18 protein-coding genes and 7 pseudogenes are annotated in these 15,969 nt (G+C 60.9%); 13 read left to right on the top strand and 12 right to left on the bottom strand.

The features are described 5' to 3' along the window. Positions 1 to 186 precede the first annotated feature (186 nt). Positions 187 to 369 (top strand): hypothetical protein, encoded by a 183-nt coding sequence (locus J0F76_RS17770; protein WP_207471536.1) that lies wholly within the window; start codon positions 187 to 189, stop codon positions 367 to 369. On the opposite strand, the gene J0F76_RS17765 is transcribed toward J0F76_RS17770, so the two are convergent. Both J0F76_RS17765 and J0F76_RS17760 read right to left on the bottom strand, forming a co-directional pair. Continuing rightward, positions 362 to 946 (bottom strand): VPLPA-CTERM sorting domain-containing protein, encoded by a 585-nt coding sequence (locus J0F76_RS17765; protein WP_207471535.1) that lies wholly within the window; start codon positions 944 to 946, stop codon positions 362 to 364. The two genes, J0F76_RS17770 and J0F76_RS17765, sit on opposite strands and share 8 nt — an antisense overlap. A gap of 67 nt (positions 947 to 1,013) precedes the next feature. Continuing rightward, positions 1,014 to 1,580 carry a VPLPA-CTERM sorting domain-containing protein gene (locus J0F76_RS17760; protein WP_207471534.1) on the bottom strand — a complete coding sequence of 189 codons (567 nt, stop codon included), beginning with the start codon at positions 1,578 to 1,580 and terminating at the stop codon, positions 1,014 to 1,016. A 169-nt stretch (positions 1,581 to 1,749) separates the two neighbouring features. Between J0F76_RS17760 and J0F76_RS17755 the strand changes: the two genes are divergently transcribed. The 9 genes and pseudogenes from J0F76_RS17755 to istB all read left to right on the top strand — a co-directional run. Beyond that, positions 1,750 to 2,223, top strand: coding sequence for a hypothetical protein (locus J0F76_RS17755; protein WP_207471532.1), 474 nt, complete (start codon positions 1,750 to 1,752; stop codon positions 2,221 to 2,223). Beyond that, entirely contained in the window at positions 2,204 to 2,611 is a 408-nt protein-coding gene (locus tag J0F76_RS17750) for a hypothetical protein (RefSeq protein WP_207471530.1), read from the top strand. Before J0F76_RS17755 ends, J0F76_RS17750 begins: the two co-directional genes overlap by 20 nt. Positions 2,612 to 2,760: 149 nt before the next feature. Beyond that, complete coding sequence (locus tag J0F76_RS21205) at positions 2,761 to 3,591, top strand: N-acetylmuramidase domain-containing protein (RefSeq protein ID WP_207471528.1); 831 nt, start codon at positions 2,761 to 2,763, stop codon at positions 3,589 to 3,591. Then, entirely contained in the window at positions 3,588 to 3,965 is a 378-nt protein-coding gene (locus J0F76_RS17740; RefSeq protein ID WP_207471526.1) for a hypothetical protein, read from the top strand. Before J0F76_RS21205 ends, J0F76_RS17740 begins: the two co-directional genes overlap by 4 nt. Before the next feature lie 371 nt (positions 3,966 to 4,336). Next, positions 4,337 to 5,182, top strand: a complete 846-nt coding sequence (locus J0F76_RS17735; protein WP_207471524.1) for a replication initiation protein — start codon at positions 4,337 to 4,339, stop codon at positions 5,180 to 5,182. 55 nt (positions 5,183 to 5,237) lie between these two features. Beyond that, positions 5,238 to 5,864 (top strand): ParA family protein, encoded by a 627-nt coding sequence (locus J0F76_RS17730; protein WP_207471522.1) that lies wholly within the window; start codon positions 5,238 to 5,240, stop codon positions 5,862 to 5,864. Between the two features lie 70 nt (positions 5,865 to 5,934). Continuing rightward, on the top strand, positions 5,935 to 6,216 hold the full coding sequence (locus J0F76_RS17725) for a hypothetical protein (protein WP_207471520.1): 282 nt from the start codon (positions 5,935 to 5,937) through the stop codon (positions 6,214 to 6,216). 190 nt (positions 6,217 to 6,406) lie between these two features. Further along, positions 6,407 to 6,697: pseudogene (locus tag J0F76_RS17720) on the top strand (Mu transposase domain-containing protein); the annotation flags it as partial. After that, a pseudogene (gene istB, locus J0F76_RS17715) lies at positions 6,697 to 7,360 on the top strand (IS21-like element helper ATPase IstB); the annotation flags it as partial. The pseudogenes J0F76_RS17720 and istB, both read left to right, overlap by 1 nt. 377 nt (positions 7,361 to 7,737) lie before the next feature. Here the strand turns inward: istB and J0F76_RS17710 are convergent. The 5 genes and pseudogenes from J0F76_RS17710 to J0F76_RS21400 all read right to left on the bottom strand — a co-directional run bounded on the left by J0F76_RS17710 (position 7,738) and on the right by J0F76_RS21400 (position 9,462). After that, complete coding sequence (locus tag J0F76_RS17710) at positions 7,738 to 7,995, bottom strand: hypothetical protein (RefSeq protein WP_207471516.1); 258 nt, start codon at positions 7,993 to 7,995, stop codon at positions 7,738 to 7,740. 84 nt (positions 7,996 to 8,079) lie between these two features. Beyond that, positions 8,080 to 8,247, bottom strand: a pseudogene (locus tag J0F76_RS17705) (integrase core domain-containing protein); the annotation flags it as partial. Between the two features lie 68 nt (positions 8,248 to 8,315). Then, positions 8,316 to 8,786, bottom strand: a complete 471-nt coding sequence (locus J0F76_RS21460) for an ATP-binding protein (protein WP_479724749.1) — start codon at positions 8,784 to 8,786, stop codon at positions 8,316 to 8,318. Between the two features lie 44 nt (positions 8,787 to 8,830). Further along, entirely contained in the window at positions 8,831 to 9,160 is a 330-nt protein-coding gene (locus J0F76_RS21455; protein ID WP_479724748.1) for an ATP-binding protein, read from the bottom strand. Next, on the bottom strand, positions 9,157 to 9,462 hold the full coding sequence (locus J0F76_RS21400; protein WP_377707459.1) for a Mu transposase domain-containing protein: 306 nt from the start codon (positions 9,460 to 9,462) through the stop codon (positions 9,157 to 9,159). Before J0F76_RS21400 ends, J0F76_RS21455 begins: the two co-directional genes overlap by 4 nt. 69 nt (positions 9,463 to 9,531) lie before the next feature. Here J0F76_RS21400 and J0F76_RS21395 point away from each other — a divergent pair, with 69 nt between their 5' ends. Further along, complete coding sequence (locus J0F76_RS21395) at positions 9,532 to 9,720, top strand: hypothetical protein (RefSeq protein WP_423227380.1); 189 nt, start codon at positions 9,532 to 9,534, stop codon at positions 9,718 to 9,720. Here the strand turns inward: J0F76_RS21395 and J0F76_RS17690 are convergent, their stop codons facing one another. The 5 genes and pseudogenes from J0F76_RS17690 to J0F76_RS17670 form a co-directional block, all read right to left on the bottom strand. Continuing rightward, positions 9,721 to 10,971 carry an IS256 family transposase gene (locus J0F76_RS17690; RefSeq protein WP_207471512.1) on the bottom strand — a complete coding sequence of 417 codons (1,251 nt, stop codon included), beginning with the start codon at positions 10,969 to 10,971 and terminating at the stop codon, positions 9,721 to 9,723. It abuts the gene before it with no gap. An 87-nt stretch (positions 10,972 to 11,058) separates the two neighbouring features. Further along, positions 11,059 to 11,796: pseudogene (gene istA / locus J0F76_RS17685) on the bottom strand (IS21 family transposase); the annotation flags it as partial. Positions 11,797 to 11,938: 142 nt separating this feature from the next. Then, positions 11,939 to 12,388: pseudogene (locus J0F76_RS17680) on the bottom strand (IS3 family transposase); the annotation flags it as partial. A 7-nt stretch (positions 12,389 to 12,395) separates the two neighbouring features. Continuing rightward, positions 12,396 to 13,024: pseudogene (locus tag J0F76_RS17675) on the bottom strand (integrase core domain-containing protein); the annotation flags it as partial. Positions 13,025 to 13,031: 7 nt separating this feature from the next. Further along, a pseudogene (locus J0F76_RS17670) lies at positions 13,032 to 13,943 on the bottom strand (IS630 family transposase); the annotation flags it as partial. Positions 13,944 to 14,667: 724 nt separating this feature from the next. Here J0F76_RS17670 and J0F76_RS17665 point away from each other — a divergent pair. Beyond that, a complete protein-coding gene (locus J0F76_RS17665) occupies positions 14,668 to 14,853 on the top strand; it encodes a hypothetical protein (RefSeq protein ID WP_207471509.1) in 186 nt (61 codons plus the stop codon). A gap of 101 nt (positions 14,854 to 14,954) precedes the next feature. Further along, positions 14,955 to 15,969: IS701 family transposase (locus J0F76_RS17660; RefSeq protein ID WP_207471508.1), on the top strand; the 1,015-nt coding region annotated here is incomplete at its 3' end.

The raw sequence follows: 15,969 nt of genomic DNA, 5'->3' as shown, positions 1-15,969 counted from the left end.
ATCTTCGCTCCATGAAGGCTACGATGAGCCAGAAACCCTCTGTCACGCAATCGGCCTAATCTGTCCCATGGGCGCTGACGTCAGACAGGCGTCGTCATCGTCGTGCAGGGCTGGTTCATCCATGCGCCGGGGTGGATTAGTGCCGCTTGCCATTCAACTAGGTAGCCTAACGGCACCATACCCGAGTTGACCGCGACGGCGACCGGCAACCTGATCGGGCTACGCATCGACCGCACCGGGCTTGCAGCGGGCACCTATGACCTGGGCGGGGGAGCCGGGACAGGCATCACCTATGCCAATCCCGGCAATATCAGCCTGCCTGCTGGTGTCACCCTGACCAACTGCAAGCTGACGCTTGTGGTTAGCTAATCGCGCGGCGCCGCTTTCGCATCACAGCGAGGGCGCCAATGCCCAGAGACAGAAGAGCGGCTGTAGCGGGAAGAGGGACGGGTGCGAGGCGGATGTTTTCGACTGACAGGTAGGTCAGGGCATGCTGTGCGCTTCCGTAAGGACGAAATTCTAAGTGGTTTGCGCTACCACCAAACGGTGAAAATCTTAGCTCAAAGTCAGTGCCCTCAGGGCTCTTTCCGGAGGCTATAAAGCCGTCGCCCATTAACATCAGCGAGCCGCTAACGTCCCAATCCTGCCCTCGCGATGACATCGAGATGTCGGCCCAGTAATCTGGCGAGAACCAGTCCATCACTATTCGCATAATGACAGGGGTATCTTTGGTATAGATGCCCCACGAATCAATTGAATTGTTTTCACCGTCGACGTAGCCGCGATCGAAGTACAGATCGACGTCGAATGCTTCCCGATAGACTGGGTGCGACGTCCCGAAGACGTTTCGCCACCCTACAATGGTCGCCGCATCCGCCGCAGACCCAATTCCAACCGCCAGCAGTGCCGCGGCAACCATAGCTTTGACACCCAAAGCAACCTCCAAACTGATGATAATCGTTAACGTTCAAACAGCCGCCGTGTTTGTGGTAGCGGGCCATTTTCTCTTCCAATCAGGCAGCGTTGCGCCGGCGCTTTCTCATGACGGCGAGGGCGCCGATGCCGAGCGGTAGTAGGGCGGCTGTAGTAGGAAGAGGAACTGGGGCGAGATCGAAGCTGATGGTGGTATCTTGCTCCACAGAATAGGTATCAGGGTAATAGCGCCACGATCCCGAATAGCCATCCCATTTGACAGTGCTGATGGACCAGCTCGGCACTACCATCGACACCGAGTCAAACAGGTACTTCCCATCATCCATCCGCTTCAATACGTGACGAAATAGAGTATTGGAGAAGTCCTCGCCATAGCTCAACGCAAGTTCGACAGTGCTGCCGTCGGCAGCCTCATCGATATAAAGCTGACCCAGCCTCGATCCGCCCTGCCGCAAGCCTGCAAACTCGTGTGTCTGACTGCTAGGATATTGATTACACCCGCCCATGCAATAAACGCTCAGGCGGTCTAACTTGAACGAAATGGTTTGGACTGTCGCAGCACCCGCCGCCTGACCAAGCCCGACCGCCAGCAATGCAGCGGCAACCAAAGACCGAAACTTCATAAAACCCTCGAACTTGCGAATCAAATCAGCGGCCTAATCACCGCCGCGTGAACGCTTGCCGAACGGTTCGCGAGAGTCACGGGGAAAGCGCGGGCAGTGTTTCAATCTTCGCGCGAAACATGATCCGGAACATCGACATAGGAAGCCCGCGTGGCATGAGTATCAACCGACCAACCGGGCCGGAGGGGCGGTCATGATCGTCCTCCGCAGACTGGCGAACGGCGTCTGGGATCACGCCGGGGTGCGCTTCACCGAATGGCTCGGGGCGGCGCCGCTTCTCGGGGTGGGATATGTCCTCTATGCCCAGCCCGACGCGCTCTTCTCGACCATGAGCTTCGCCGTTTTGGCGGCTTGGGCCGAGGCGGCATGGTCGAACATGTTGATGGGGTGCGGCCTGATGCGGCTGGTCGCACTATTCGTCAACGGTACCTTCCGGGGCTTCCGCCATAGTCCGACCATTCGCTTCGTGGCATCCTGCTTCTCGGCCATGTTCTGGATGCTGTTCACGGTCGGCATCTACACGGCCTGGCGCGAGGTGGGGGGATCACCAACCGGCATCGTCGCCTATGGCACGCTGATCGCCTTGGAATTACGCAATGCCTACGTCTCTCGGGTGGACATGGCGTCTGCGCGGGGGAGGGCAGAACATGCTAGGGCTGACCGCTGAACAGATCGGGACCGTCATTCTCGGCTTCTCCATTGCCCTCATAAGCCTCATGGGCGGGCAGAAGGGCAAGCAGATCGCTCAGGGGAAAACGCCTCAGGCCAGCGATATGGTCGAGGTCGCAGGGGCGCTCGTCAACAGCAAGGATGTGGAGCGGATCGTAGGGTCGCTGGATGCGTTCACGGCCGCAGCAGCAATGTTGAAGCCAGCGATTAACCGTGACGTTGAAGCAAAGACCGCTCTTACCAAGGCTTTGTCCGAAAACAGCCGAGGCTTGAACCGCAACAGCGACACTGCCGACGACATGCGAGACGAGATCAAGGACGTTCGGGTCGCAATCGAAAGGCTGAAGGATGAGCTGATCCGTTCAGGCCGGGGACGGACAGAGTGATCCGTTCCTTCCTTAAGCGCATCCTGCTGGCCCGCCTGAGGCGCCGACCGGCGCCCTATGACCCGCCACCCATCACAGGCCGGACCGGTCCCCGCCCCGGCTACTGACACCCGCCCGCCCTCACCGGGGGCTTTTTCATCGGAGAAGCCATGTACCCCGCAGGGTTCAAGGGCCGCGCTAGGCGGCTCACCGATATTGACGTGCCTCGCGTCGGCCGCCTGATCGGCGTCGGCGAAGATGCGGTCCGCGCCGTGATCGAGGTCGAGACCGCCGGTGGCGGCTTTGACAAGCTCGGCCGGCCCAAGATGCTTTTCGAGCCGCATGTGTTCCACCGCGAGCTTGGCGCCGGCACGAAGCGCGACCTCGCCATCAATCAGGGGCTGGCCTATCCCAAGTGGGGCGCCAAGCCTTACCCGGCCGACAGCTACCCGCGCCTTGAACTGGCAATGAAGATCGACGCCAAGGCCGCGCTGCGCAGCTGCTCCTGGGGCCTTGGCCAGATCATGGGGTTCAACCACAAGGCCGCGGGCTTTGCCTCGCCGGGCGACATGGTGGCGGCCTTCTGCGACGACGAGGCGGCCGGGCTGGAGGCCATGATCCGCTTCATCGAAAGCGAGGGTCTCGACGACGAGCTGCGCCGCCATGAGTGGTCCGCGTTTGCCCGCGGCTACAACGGCGCTGGCTATGCCACGCATGGCTATCACACGAAGCTCGCGTCCGCCTTCAAGCGCTGGCAGGCCATCCCTGACGTGCTGGCGCCGTCTTATCCAAAGATCGGCCTCGGCTCGCGTGGCGCTGCCGTGCGGACCGCGCAGGAGCGGCTGCTGGCACTCGGCTTCGATCCCAACGGCATTGACGGCATCTATGGCAGCGGCACGCGCGCGGCGGCCATCGCCTTCCAGTTTTCCGCCGGCCTCGCGCAGGACGGCATCATCGGGCCCAAGACCTGGTCGGCCCTCATCCCGGAGCTTGTATCGTGATCAAGACCATCATCCCCATCTTCATCCTGAAGACTCGCAGCTTCTGGCTCGGCATCCTGCCGCTGCTGCTGACCGGCATCGACACCCTGCTGTCAGGGGTCGCCGCCGGTGGCGACGGCGGGCCCTTCGTCCACATGGTCGCCCAGATCCTCGGCTATGACCCGGCCGCGATCCGAGGGTTCCTGCTGGCGATTACCCCTGTCTGGGGTCTTATCCTGGCGCAGCAGCGCGGCGGCTTTGGCGGTGGCATCCCACGGCACTATACGCTGGACCCGAAGAAAGAGAGGCAGATCATCGAGGCCGTGGAGAACGGCAAGACAGTGTTCGAAGCCGGGCAGAAGGCCGGTCAAGTTTTCAAGACACAGTTGCGATAGCCCCCCTGCTCTATTCTCAGCATTCCCGCCCCTCGGCTCAAAACCGGGGGGCGGCCTTTTTGCGTTTAGGGGGTCCGCTTTCTTCTTTTTCTATATTTCTTCCATTTTAGCGAGAATAAGCCTCTGACTCTGCAAGCTTAATCAGCCTGACGGTGACCTATGGGGCGAGGTATCGTGACTTTTCGGGCGAGGTTAGGTGACTTTCTGGGCGAGGTATTGTGACTTTTGGGGCGACCTTTCAATGCCGCTTGGCCGCTATGGTGACTTTTGGGGCGAGGTCAGGCGATTTCAGGCCCATGGCGACCATTCTTCTTCCCAAATCGAGCGACTTCGCCCTATTGTGACCGCGCAGGCAGCACGGGTTACAATAGATGCGGGACGAACCTCGCCCAAAAAGTCACAATAGCAACGGCGGCACGCTGGGCGCATTTCAGCGGCGAGGCGAGGTCATCAAGCCTGCCGAACTGATCGAGGTTCGCGGGGGCGAGAAGATCACGCTTGCCGCTCGCCGCATCTACAATCAGTTGCTGTCCAATGCCTTCGGCCCCGACATGGCCGCTGAGGGTCAAGAATACCGAATCCCCTTTGCCGAGCTGCGCGGCAATCACACCTCCAACGATCGCGTCACCGAGGCCATTCTGAGCCTCATGCAGACCGTCGTTCGGGTTCGTATGTCTGACGGCTCAACGCGCAACGTCCACCTCCTCGGCCCGACCGATATCGAGAAGTTCGGCCCAGGCATCGCCACGATGCTGACCTACGAGTTGCACCCCAAGCTGCTGCCGATCCTGCGGGACAGCCAGATATTCGCGCGCCTTGAGATGCAGATCCTCCACGGGTTCGCGACCAAGTACGGCATGGCCCTCTATGAGATCATCGCCAAGCGGATCGGCCTGAAGCACGTCTTCTACAACGACTTCGAGACCGATGACCTACGGGACTATCTCGGGGTGCCGGAAGGCAAGCTGGTGTCCTTCGCAGCCCTGCGCCGCAAGGCGATCGAGCCTGCCGTTGCAGAGGTCAACTCCCTCGCCCCCTTCTCGTGCCGCGTCGATGTGGTGGAGAAGCAAGGCCGCAAGGTCACCAAGCTCAGGGTGGCATGGTGGCTCAAGACGGTCGAGGAGCAGAAAGCGCAGTGGCAGGCACAGAAGGGCCAGCAGGCTGACCTGTTCCCCCCTGCCCTACCGGATGCGCTGATCGAAGAACTGGACGGATGATCCAGAGGAACACGGCTGCACAGGTGCAATTGTGCACAAATGCAAAGGGGCAGTGATGCAGATTATCACGATTGCAATGCAGAAAGGCGGAGTCGGCAAGTCCACCCTTGCCCGGTCCTTGGCGGTTGCCGCGGCCCGTGACAGGCTGTCGGTGCTGATCTTGGACATGGACGCGCAGCAGAGCGTAAGCCAGTGGGGCGAGCGCCGCGAGGCCGATATGCCGGTCGTGGTGTTCTCGACCGAGAACGAACTGCCGAAGCGCCTAGAACAGGCCAGGGAAGCCGCCGATCTGGTCATCATCGACACGCCCCCTGCCCGCTCGACCGAGGCGCCGGCGGCGGTTGAGGTTGCCGACCTGGTGCTGATCCCTACAACGCCGGACGTCGAGCCGCTGGAACAGATGCCGCGCACCCTGCGCCTTTGCCGCGGCTTTGGCCGCCCGGTCTGGGCGGTCATCAACATGGCGAACCCCACTGGCCCGGCCGAGGTGACGCAGACGCGCGAAGTGATCGAGGCCATGGGCGCTCAGGCGGCCCCTGTGGTCCTGCATCGCCGCAAGGCACACCGGGACGCCAGCGCCTCGGGGTTGTCGGTGCAGGAGATCGATGCAGGCAGCAAGGCGGCCGATGAAGTCGCAGGCCTGTGGAAGTGGGTTCGTGCCGAAATGCAAAACGGCAAGTGAGCAGAAGGGCAAGCCTGCACCTGTCCAGTTGTGCACGCGTGCAGCTTAGCAAGAGGGCAGGGGTGCAAGAATGAAGAAACCGAACCCGCTATTAGCGGCGATGGGGAAGGGCGCGGAGCCAGAGCCGGTCGCGATAGAGGCTGAAATGTCGGTTGCTGAGAAGCCCGAGAAGGTCACCGGCAAGAGGGCAGGGCAGAAGCACCTTGGCGCCTACTTCGACAAGGGCGATCCGCTGCTGGAGCGGGTGGCGATTCTGCGCGCCAGGCTGGACATGACCAACTCGGAACTGATCGAGCATGCGCTCAATGAACTGTGGAAGCGGCATGAGGCTGGGCGTGCATTTGGGGAATAGTGCAAACGTGCACGGGGGCAGAATTGCAGACGTGCAGCTGTGCACATGATTAGTTGGGATTGGATCGACGGCTACCTGACTGCTGTCAGGTCTATCGCAGATATCGCTCAACCTGCCGCGGCAGGAAGTTCAAACGCCGCCGCATGGATCTCTGCCGTAGGATCAATCGGCGCCGCAGGAGTAGCGGCCCGACTGCGCAATCGACCTTGATACCAACAGCTACTCGGTGCCCTGGCGCCTGGTCGGCGAGACCGTGCAGGTCATGGTCCTTGCTGGCCGCGTCATCGTGCGTCACGCCGGCAACGTGGTGGCCGACCATCCCGTTTGTCAGAGCCGCCGTCAGCGGATCACCGACAAGGCGCACCTGATCGGTGTGGTTGGAGGCGGACCGATCCAGGAGGATCCGGCACCGAGCATCCAAACACCTGCCTTGCTGCGTCCGCTTGCCGAGTATGAAGCGGTTGTCGGAGGAGGCTGGTGATGACAGCGATCGATCACGAAACGCTGGTGGCAATGCTCGACCGGCTCAAGCTCACGGCAATCCGGGACCAGCTTGATACCCTACTGGATGAAGCCGCACGTTCGGACATGACCTTGCGCGAGTCCCTGGCCTTTCTGGTCCAGCGCGAGATTGCCCGGCGCGACGAACGGCGCATCTCCATGACAAGCAAGCTCGCCCAGTTTCCGTTTGTGCGTGAACTCGCGGGCTTTGAGTTTGAAGCGCAGCCTTCGCTGGACCCGGGGCAGATCCGCGAACTCGCGACTTGCCGGTGGATCGCGCATGGCGACACGACACTGCTCCTAGGGCCGCCGGGGACCGGGAAAACGCATCTGGCTGTCGCCTTGGGACGAGAAGCAATCCGGCAGAACCACTCGGTGCAGTTTGTGACTGCGGCCACCCTCGTGGCAATGCTGGCCAAGGGTCATGACGACGGCCTTCTCGAAAAGCAGTTGACGCAGCTCAGCCGGCCCAAGCTTCTGATCATTGACGAGTTGGGTTACCTGCCCTTTGAGGCCAACGCCGCCCACCTGTTCTTCCAGCTGGTATCGCGCCGTTACGAGAAAGGTTCGATCCTGATCACGTCGAACCGTTCTGTCGGCGAATGGGGCAGTGTAGTTTGGTGACCCTGTGGTTGCAACGGCAAAGCCCGCCGCAGGTGCTGACTTGGGCCGGCGAGGTTGTGTGATGTAGATCCGCACAACGGCTGTGCGAAATCAGCTAGTTTCCGTGAGCGTCAATCGCGGCTAGAAGGCCCTCACAGCCGAGCAGCATTGTTGTTGTGTTACGAGTGTCGCCGCTCGGCTGCGGAAGTTAATTTCGGCCACGTTCGACCGTAGACGAAATGTTAAAGGTTAGGTGCGAAGCTGATCCGGACTTCGGTCCAATAAACTTATCAACTTACTCCTGAACTCATCACCATCGCCAATACGATCCTGACCGTAGAGTTTCTTGCAGCCTCCTGAGCGGACTCAGGGAGGTATTCTTTTGGTCTGCCCTAAAAGGGGCATTTTGGTTCTGCCTTAGTAGCCGGGCTTCGGTCCGGTTCTTCCTGCGATCGGCGCCGGGTCATAGACTGCTGACCGGCGCCGCCACAGACGCGCGACCATGGCCCGCCAGCCCCTCATCGCGACCACGGCAGCAGCCTGATCGCGTGCGGATGCATCCATGCCTTGTACTAGGCACAGATGCCGCTCCTCGGGCGGGATTAGTTCCTTGCGGCACTTCAGGGCGCAGAAGAAGGACGCCATCTTCAGAAGGCTGAAGAAGATGTTGATCACCCGCCCCGCGTGTGGCCTCGGACCATGCCGCTCCGGGTACTAAAGCCGCAACAGGGGTGGTCTTGCCCCCCTTTCACCAGACACTCAGGCGGTTGCGGTTTGAGCAGCAATGAACTCGCGAGGCGAGCGCATCTTCAGCCCTGAGTGCGGGTGGTTGGTGTTGTAATCCTCAATACAGCTTCCGATCAACTCAAGCACAGTCTGGGCATTCGGCAGCGGCGTCACCTGAACATAGTCGCGCTTGAGCGTCTTCTGTAAATGCTGGATCACAAATCCCCAAAAGTGCTGGCGCAATACTCCCCACCTTTCGGGTTCGGCCATCAGCCGTGCAGGTGATGGGCGCCTCCGTTTTTCAGCGGCCGACCGCGGCGCTTTGGCGGGGGCGGCGGTGCGATGGTGGCGTGCGCGCGGGTGTGTTCCGGGATCAGGTCTGCGTGTTGGCGGAGCCGGTAGCTGGCGCCTTCGATCTGAACGACAACGGCATGATGCAGGAGCCGATCCAGAAGCGCGGTCGCGACCACGGGATCACCGAAGATCTCGCCCCATTCTGCGAAGCCGCGATTTGAGGTCAGGATCATGGCTCCTTTCTCGTAGCGCGCGTTGACCAGCTGGAAGAACAGGTTTGCGTCCCCGCTGGTGATGGGCAGGTAGCCGATCTCGTCGACGATCAGCAGGGAGGCACGGGCATAGAAGCGGATCTTCTCGGCGAGGCGCCCCTCGCGCTCGGCCTTGCTCAGGGCGTCGATCAGTTCGACCAGAGAACACCGATAGACGCTGCGCCCCGCCCTCACCGCCGCGACGCCAATGGCCGTGGCGAGATGGCTCTTCCCGGTGCCTAGTGGGCCAGGAAAGGCAGCACCTCGGCGCGCTTGATGAACTCCAGCTCGGACAAAGCCATGATGCGGTGGCGATCCAGCGAGGGCTGGAAGGAGAAGTCGAAGCTTTCGAGCGTCTTGATCGGCATCAGGCGCGCGGTGCGCAGGGCAACGCCGATGCGACGGCCTTCACGCAGGTTCAGCTCCTCTGCCAGAAGCTCGTCGATCGCCTCGATCGCGCTGATCTCGCCCTTTTCCAGGCGGCTGAGGGTCTGGTCCAGCGTTTCCAGGGCGCGCGCCATGTGCAGGCTGACCATGCTCTGGCGGATGCGTTCGGTAACCGGGATCATGAACGGCCCTCCTGCGCATTCGCCAGGCGCCGCCCGACGGCTTCAGAGAAGGCCAGCGGACGGCGGGCGATGGGAGCGTCAATCGGTGACGACGGAGCAGGAGCCATCCGCCTTGCGGCCGGAACAGGTTTGCGATGGCTGGGATCGACCCTTCGCTGGTTCTTGCCCTCCAGCACAGGATGACTGGCAATGAGTTGGCCATCCTCGAAGATCCGGACCTCGGCCGGGTGGTTCTGGACCTCGACGATCCGCCGCCGCGTGGTGTCCGGCACGCTGTATTGATTGCCGCCCACGGCAACCATGCTTTCCTGGCTGATGCGGCGTTCGACCGTCAGCACCGCGTCATAGGGGTGCGCAGGCAAGGCCAGAAGATGCGGCTTCTCCTCGGCAAAATGCTCATCCACGATCCGGCTCGTTGTGGCATGCACCCTCGGATTGGCAATGGTCGTGCGCCATTCCTCAAATTGGGCGTTCAGATCGTCCAGATCGCGGAAGCTGCGCCCGAGAAAGAAGTCCTGCCGGATATAGCGGAGATATGGGCAAATGTTGGTGACGCCTGATCAGGCGGCGGCTTGAAGTTGACGGAGGCCGTCGCGGAACTCAATCCCCTGGATGATCTCCGGCAGACGGTTCTGACCGTCGAGTTTGCGCCATTTTCCCTGCGCCGACATCATCAGCTTGAAGGCCATGGCCAGCCCGGTCCTGCGGCTGAGGCAACCTTTGGTGCGCTTGGTGCGGTGGCGAACTGTCGCGAAGGTGCTTTCAATTGGATTCGAGGTCCGGATGTGTTTCCAGTGCTCGGCCGGGTAGTCGTAGAAGGTCAGCAACGCCTCGCGATCCTTGACCAGCTTGGCAACGGCCTTGTCGTATTTGACGCCGTAGGTTTCGACGAAAAAGTCGAAGGTGGCGCCGGCCTCGGCCTTTGTTTCAGCCTGCCAGATGTCGTGCAGATGGTTCTTGGCCTTGTCCTGCAGCGACTTCGGCAATGCATTCAGCACATTCATTGTCTTGTGGACCCAACACCGCTGCTCGCGCGTGGTGGCGAAGACCTCGCGCAGGGCAGTCCAGAACCCGAGCGCGCCGTCGCCGATGGCTAGCTTCGGATCCTGCTTCAGGCCCCGGCGCCTCAGATCCAGCAAGAGCTCACGCCAGCTTTCAGCACTTTCGCGGAAGCCGTCGATCATCGCCAGAAGCTCCTTGCGGCCATATTCATCAGCCCCGACGATGACCAGAACGCATTGCCTTTCCTCGGCCATGCGCGGTTTAAAATATACCCCGTCGGCCCAGATGTAGAGAAAGCGCCGATGGCTCAGGTCGCGCTTTTGCCAAGCCTCATAGTCGGTCCACCAGTCGGCCTTCAGCCGCGTGATCGTCTTGGCCGAAAGTCCCTGGGCGTTTGAGCCCAGCAGTGCCGCCAGCGCTTCGGTGAAATCCCCCGTGCTGACGCCCTTGAGATAAAGCCAGGGCAGCAGTTCCTCGACCGATTTCGCCTTGCGCAGGTATCGCGGCAGGATGCTGGGTGTGAAGGTGATCTTGTCTTCACCGGGCTTGCGATCGCGCACCCGCGGCACTTTCACCGGCACGGGGCCAATCCCGGTCATCACCTCGCGTTCCGGCAGGTAACCATGGCGCACCAGCCGTGATGTGCCATTCTCCAGCTTCTCGGCGGAAAAGGCGGCCATCAGCGCTGCCAACTCCGCGTGGATTGCCTGTTCGATCAACTTGCGCGCGCCGTCACGGATAATATCGGTGAACGGGTCGGTGCTGAATCCGGATGGATCGGGCAGCTTGGCAATGGTAGTCTCTGGCATGTGGCATATCCCTTTCTCGGTTGAGAATTGACGGCGTTCTGAACACCGCCATGATATGCCGCCCCCTCAGGGCATCACCAACTTTCGCTCATTACTCATATAGCGGAACGGCCGCTCGACCTTGCCTTTCGTCTTGGCCCGATATGGCTGGCATGCCCGAGGCGCCGATCCGTAATGGGCAAGCAGCGCCACCAGAGAGGCGTTGTAGGTCACGACGCCTGCGGCATCCTCACCAATGACGGCGGTCTTCATCCGGTCATACAGGATTTCGGTGCAGGCCCCGCCCATCGCATCGAAAGCGGCGATGTGGCAGCGCATGACCGTGTCCAGCGACTGGTTCGGGCAGAACCGTCCCCAGAGCCAGCGGCTGTGTCCCAGCACCATGCTGAACAGCCAGACCTTGCGCACGAGGCCGGGCTCGGAGGTGAACTCCACCTGGAACTCGGCAAAGTCCACCTGAGCCTGCTGGCCCGCGGATGTCTCGAAGCGACGCTCGAACTGGTGCGGCGCCACGGGCCGCACCAGCCGGAGATACTCCGTCAGCGTGGAATAGGCCCCAATATACCCCATGGCCCGCACCTCGCGATGCAACCTGCGTCCCGAGAGACCGGGATAGGCCACCAGGCGGTCGATCAGATAGGACCGAAACCGCTCGGCCAGACGTTCGCCTGGCTCGCGTGGACCATAAACTGGCGCCTCCAAGCCCTGCGCCAGATAATTACACACTGTCTTGCGATCGAACCCGGTTTGTCGCGCGATCGCGCTGACGCCGAGCCCTTGCCGCTGCAATTCCAAGATCATCACGATCTCCCTCAATCCAACCACCTGCGCGCCTTTCCTCTGGCATCAGCAGGGGAGATTCTGCGCCTTCGATGGTCAGGGGGCATGCCCCTGACCATCGGTCTCAGCGCCAAACTGAGGAATTTTCACCTAGCACTTTTGCGGAGATTACATCCAGCACTCACATCTTCACCAATGCCTCCGAGATGCCGTTGCTCTGCGGGGCGCGGATCGGCGTGAAGCAGGGCTTCAGCCCGAGCTGACGGGCGAAGATCAAGGTATCCAGTCGCTTGGATGCCCCTGGAACTGACGCCTTAAGCAGCACAAGCCCCCTGACGTAGGACGTTGTCGGTCAGCATCTCGATTGTCGCTGGCGCACGCAGTGCCTTGAACCGCCACTCCACGGCTTCGAGCATGATGTCCCGGATGTCGGACCCGCTGATCCCGGCGTTGGCCACAGTTCTCCAGGCGATGATCTCGCGATCATGAGCGTCAATGATGAAGACTCCCCGGACGATGTCGCCGTTCCGAGCCGAGCGAACTCGAAGCTATCTGAACACCAGCGGAGGTTCGAGCGTATCACAATAGCCTTGCCGTCATGGATGTGCTGCGGCCGCTCGCAACACTGACCTGCCACTGGTTTTTCATCCAGCCGCAACCGGAGTCTGGTGGTCATTGACGCCGATCGGCGCGGTTTGAGAAATCGCCCGGCGCGTGGAGCTTTCATCTCGCGCAGCGGGTCGGGCGATTGCAGCGGTCAGGTGCAGAGCGAAGCCTGCAGGGGTCTGGTAGCCGAGGGCCGAGTGAGGCCGCGCCGTGTTGTAATCTGTGACCCAGGCCGCCATCAACTCGCGGGCATGGGCTAGGTTGCGGAACAGGGTCTCATTCAGGAACTCGTCCCGCATCCGACCGTTGAAGCTTTCGACGAACCCATTCTGCATGGGCTTGCCTGGCGCGATGTAGTACCATTCAATCTTGTTCTCGCCGCACCACTTCAGGATCGCGTTCGAGGTCAGTTCCGTCCCGTTGTCCGAGACGGTCATTCCTGGCCTCCCGCGCCGATCGATCAGGGTTGTCAGTTCCCGCGCCACACGGCGGCCCGAGATCGATGTGTCCGGGATCGCGGCCGGGCATTCCCGTGTGACGTCGTCGACCACATTCAACACCCGGAACCGCCGCCCGCAGGCAAACTGGTCGTGGACGAAATCTAATGACCATCGCGCATTGGCCGCGCCTCGACCAAGATCGGGATCCGTGTTCCGACCGCCTTGCGTCAGGCCTTTCGTGATCTCGGCGAAAAAGCGTTCAACCAGGTTCATCCAGGACGCGCTTGTCGGCGTGAAATGCAGCTTGAACCGGGTGTGTTTTGCCAGCCAAGCCTGCACCTCGGGCGTTTTGTGGGTGGCGTAATTGTCGAGCACGATGTGGATGTCGCGCGGTTTGCTGACCGCCCGGTCGATGCGCCGCAGGAAAGTCAGAAACTCCTTCGCCCGGTGGCGCGGCATGCACTCACCGATGACCATGCCCGACTTCACATCGAGTGCGGCAAAAAGCGTGGTGGTGCCGTGACGCTTGTAGTCATGCGTCACCGTGGCTGCGCGGCCCTTCTTGAGGGGCAGCTCGGGCTGAGTGCGGTCGAGCGCCTGGATCTGTGATTTCTCATCCATACACAGCACCACGGCCCGCTCCGGCGGATCGAGATAGAGCCCAACGATCTCGGTAACTTTCTCCTCGAACATCGGATCGTTTGAGACCTTGAAGCTGCGCGTCAGGTGCGGTTTCAGGCCGGCCTCTGCCCAGATACGGCCGACGCTTGATGGTGAAATGCCTACCGCCTCGGCCATCAAGGACCGGCTCCAGTGCGTGGCATGGGGCGGGGTCTCCTGCACCGTCTTTGCAATCACCTGCAGGCGCGTCTCTCTTGGCAGCGGTGGCACACGCGAAGGCCGGGTCTTGTCACGCAGGAGGCCGGCCACACCCTCCTCCAGATAACGCTCCTGCCAGCGCCAGACCGTGGGCTTGGACGTCGCTGCACGACGCATGATCTCGTTGGTCCCCCAGCCATCAGCCGTGGCCAGCACAATCTCGGCACGCCAGACAACCTTACGGGGGACGTTGCGGTCGGCACGCAGAGCTTGCAGTTGCGCACGGTCGGAAGGGCAAAGGTAAAGGCAGATGTCATCACGTCTCATCCACCGAGCATGACACATCTCACCTCCGCAGGGAATCATCCGTCAGGTGGCGAACACTAGTACATGGCTCGCAGGATAATGGCGCTCGCTAAGATGGCAAAGCCCATGGCAGGTCAATCTCGGTTCATACCGCCGTTCAGGACGTTGAGGTTCTGAACCGATTGCCGCCTGCTTTTGAACCGAAGGGCGTTTTTGTCAAGGGGAAGCACTACCAAGACAGCATCAGCCGTAAGTCGCCGATCTCCCAGGGTCCTAAAGAAAGCACACAACTATTTACTATTCTGAATATTAATTATTTGTTAATAGTTCCGCGGTAACACAGTAGTTGCGTGTTGTTAGAGAGTTTCCTTTTATGCCTCTGCTCGGCGCTGTAGCGCTTTCCCTATGTATGGTCGTTTATTCGTATATCTTGGGCGCACCGCTGCTCCAGACAACTGGAGCCTGCGTGTTGGCTCTTGCCACGACCTTCGCCTTTCGATGGCTTCTCCCTACCCGCGTCGCAGCGGTTCGGCCTCGCCCGCACAAGCACTCAGTATCGAGTGACAGCTTCGGTTCGGGTCGGGAGTAGATACTCGATACGATGCCTCCGATTTAGTTGGCGGCAGATCGATGGACAGCTCGACCTACGATGTGGGCTCAAAGATTCCCATAAATGCTAGCTATGGACAAGCACTGTAACTTGCAGGCTCGGATCGCGCTTGCCTGATCACATGAGGTTTACCGCGTGACGGACACCGATGCTTTGCGTGAGGCGCTGCTTGAGGCCCTTCTTGAGATGGCCCGAAGTATGCGCAACACCGTTGAAGGCCGTGAAACTGTTGCCGCATTGTACGAATTGCGAGCACAAGGTATGAAGCCAGTTGTGGCCAAAGTGCTGCTCGAAGCTGCTGAAAAGGTACGGAGCGGTTGACTCGCTCCTTGGTTAAAAGGCTCGCAATGTCTAGCATTACAGTTGCATTCTTCTCTCCGCTCTGAATCAATGCGCTACCATGACTAAGTTAGGGATCATGGATGGCGGGGTTGTCGGTCGAAGAGACGCTGGAGCTTTGGGCTTCCTCGCTCCGTGAAGTAAAGGCTCGAATTCGGCCGATGTTTACGCAGGAACGGGTTGCGGCATCGGCCGGTCAGTTTCTCGACGGCTTGTTGGGTGAGGAACGGCGCAAGACGGGTTGGATGCGGGCCGAAGCGGCTGGAGATCCGGGCCCCTGGCGTCAGCAGGCGATATTGGGTCGTGGCCATTGGGATGCCGACGCGCTGCGCGATATTGTGCGGGACTACGCCGTGGAAACGCTGGCTGATCCCGAGGCGGTGCTGGTGATCGATGAAACCGGTTTTTTGAAGCAGGGCCACGCCTCCTGTGGGGTCGCGCGCCAGTATACGGGGTCGGCAGGAAAGATCACCAATTGCCAGATCGGCGTCTTCGCCAGCTACGTCTCGCGGCACGGACATGCTTTTATCGATCGGGCCCTCTATCTGCCGAAAGCATGGGCTGAAGCCCCGGTCAGACGAAGCCGGGCCCATGTGCCCGAGGCGGTGGAGTTCGCCACTAAACTTGCCATCGCCCGCAGCATGATCGAGCGCGTGCTCTCGGCCAAGGTTCCATTTTCCTGGGTGGCCGCCGACAGCGTCTATGGCGTTGGCAATATCGAAATAGCACTACGCCGCGCTGGAAAAGGCTATGTCCTGGGTGTCAGTTCCGAGCACGCCTTCAATTCCTGGGGGAAAGCCTATGCCGTCAACGGGACGGCCGGGAGCATCGCCGAAGATTTGCCGCCCGAGGCTTGGCAGCGTCTTTCGGCCGGCGCGGGCACCAAGGACGAGCGGCTTCACGACTGGGCCTACCTTGATCTCGCCGATCTCGATGCTGGCGAGTTTAATGCTGATCTCAGCGGCGTCTGGACTCGGGGCCTGCTGATCCGACGCAATATTGCCGATGGCGATCTGGCCTTCTTCACCACATGGTCGCCGCGGGGCACCACGATGGAGACGCTGGTCCGCGTCGAAGGGCATCGATGGGCGATCGAAG

This window comes from Paracoccus fontiphilus (assembly GCF_017356265.1).
GTDB lineage: Bacteria > Pseudomonadota > Alphaproteobacteria > Rhodobacterales > Rhodobacteraceae > Paracoccus > Paracoccus fontiphilus.
The sequence above is the reverse complement of the archived record's forward strand: the minus strand, read 5'-3'. Positions and strand labels throughout refer to the sequence as shown.

What these genes read in the sequence shown, in the direction of transcription:
- J0F76_RS17755 (WP_207471532.1), top strand. Translation starts at nt 1,750, where the DNA reads ATGATCGTCCTCCGCAGACTGGCGAACGGCGTCTGGGATCACGCCGGG.
- J0F76_RS21455 (WP_479724748.1), bottom strand. Translation starts at nt 9,160, where the DNA reads ATGATCCCGGTTACCGAACGCATCCGCCAGAGCATGGTCAGCCTGCAC.
- J0F76_RS17725 (WP_207471520.1), top strand. Translation starts at nt 5,935, where the DNA reads ATGAAGAAACCGAACCCGCTATTAGCGGCGATGGGGAAGGGCGCGGAG.
- J0F76_RS21395 (WP_423227380.1), top strand. Translation starts at nt 9,532, where the DNA reads ATGCGGCTTCTCCTCGGCAAAATGCTCATCCACGATCCGGCTCGTTGT.
- J0F76_RS21400 (WP_377707459.1), bottom strand. Translation starts at nt 9,462, where the DNA reads ATGGTTGCCGTGGGCGGCAATCAATACAGCGTGCCGGACACCACGCGG.
- J0F76_RS17730 (WP_207471522.1), top strand. Translation starts at nt 5,238, where the DNA reads ATGCAGATTATCACGATTGCAATGCAGAAAGGCGGAGTCGGCAAGTCC.
- J0F76_RS21205 (WP_207471528.1), top strand. Translation starts at nt 2,761, where the DNA reads ATGTACCCCGCAGGGTTCAAGGGCCGCGCTAGGCGGCTCACCGATATT.
- J0F76_RS17750 (WP_207471530.1), top strand. Translation starts at nt 2,204, where the DNA reads ATGCTAGGGCTGACCGCTGAACAGATCGGGACCGTCATTCTCGGCTTC.
- J0F76_RS17690 (WP_207471512.1), bottom strand. Translation starts at nt 10,971, where the DNA reads ATGCCAGAGACTACCATTGCCAAGCTGCCCGATCCATCCGGATTCAGC.
- J0F76_RS17735 (WP_207471524.1), top strand. Translation starts at nt 4,337, where the DNA reads ATGCGGGACGAACCTCGCCCAAAAAGTCACAATAGCAACGGCGGCACG.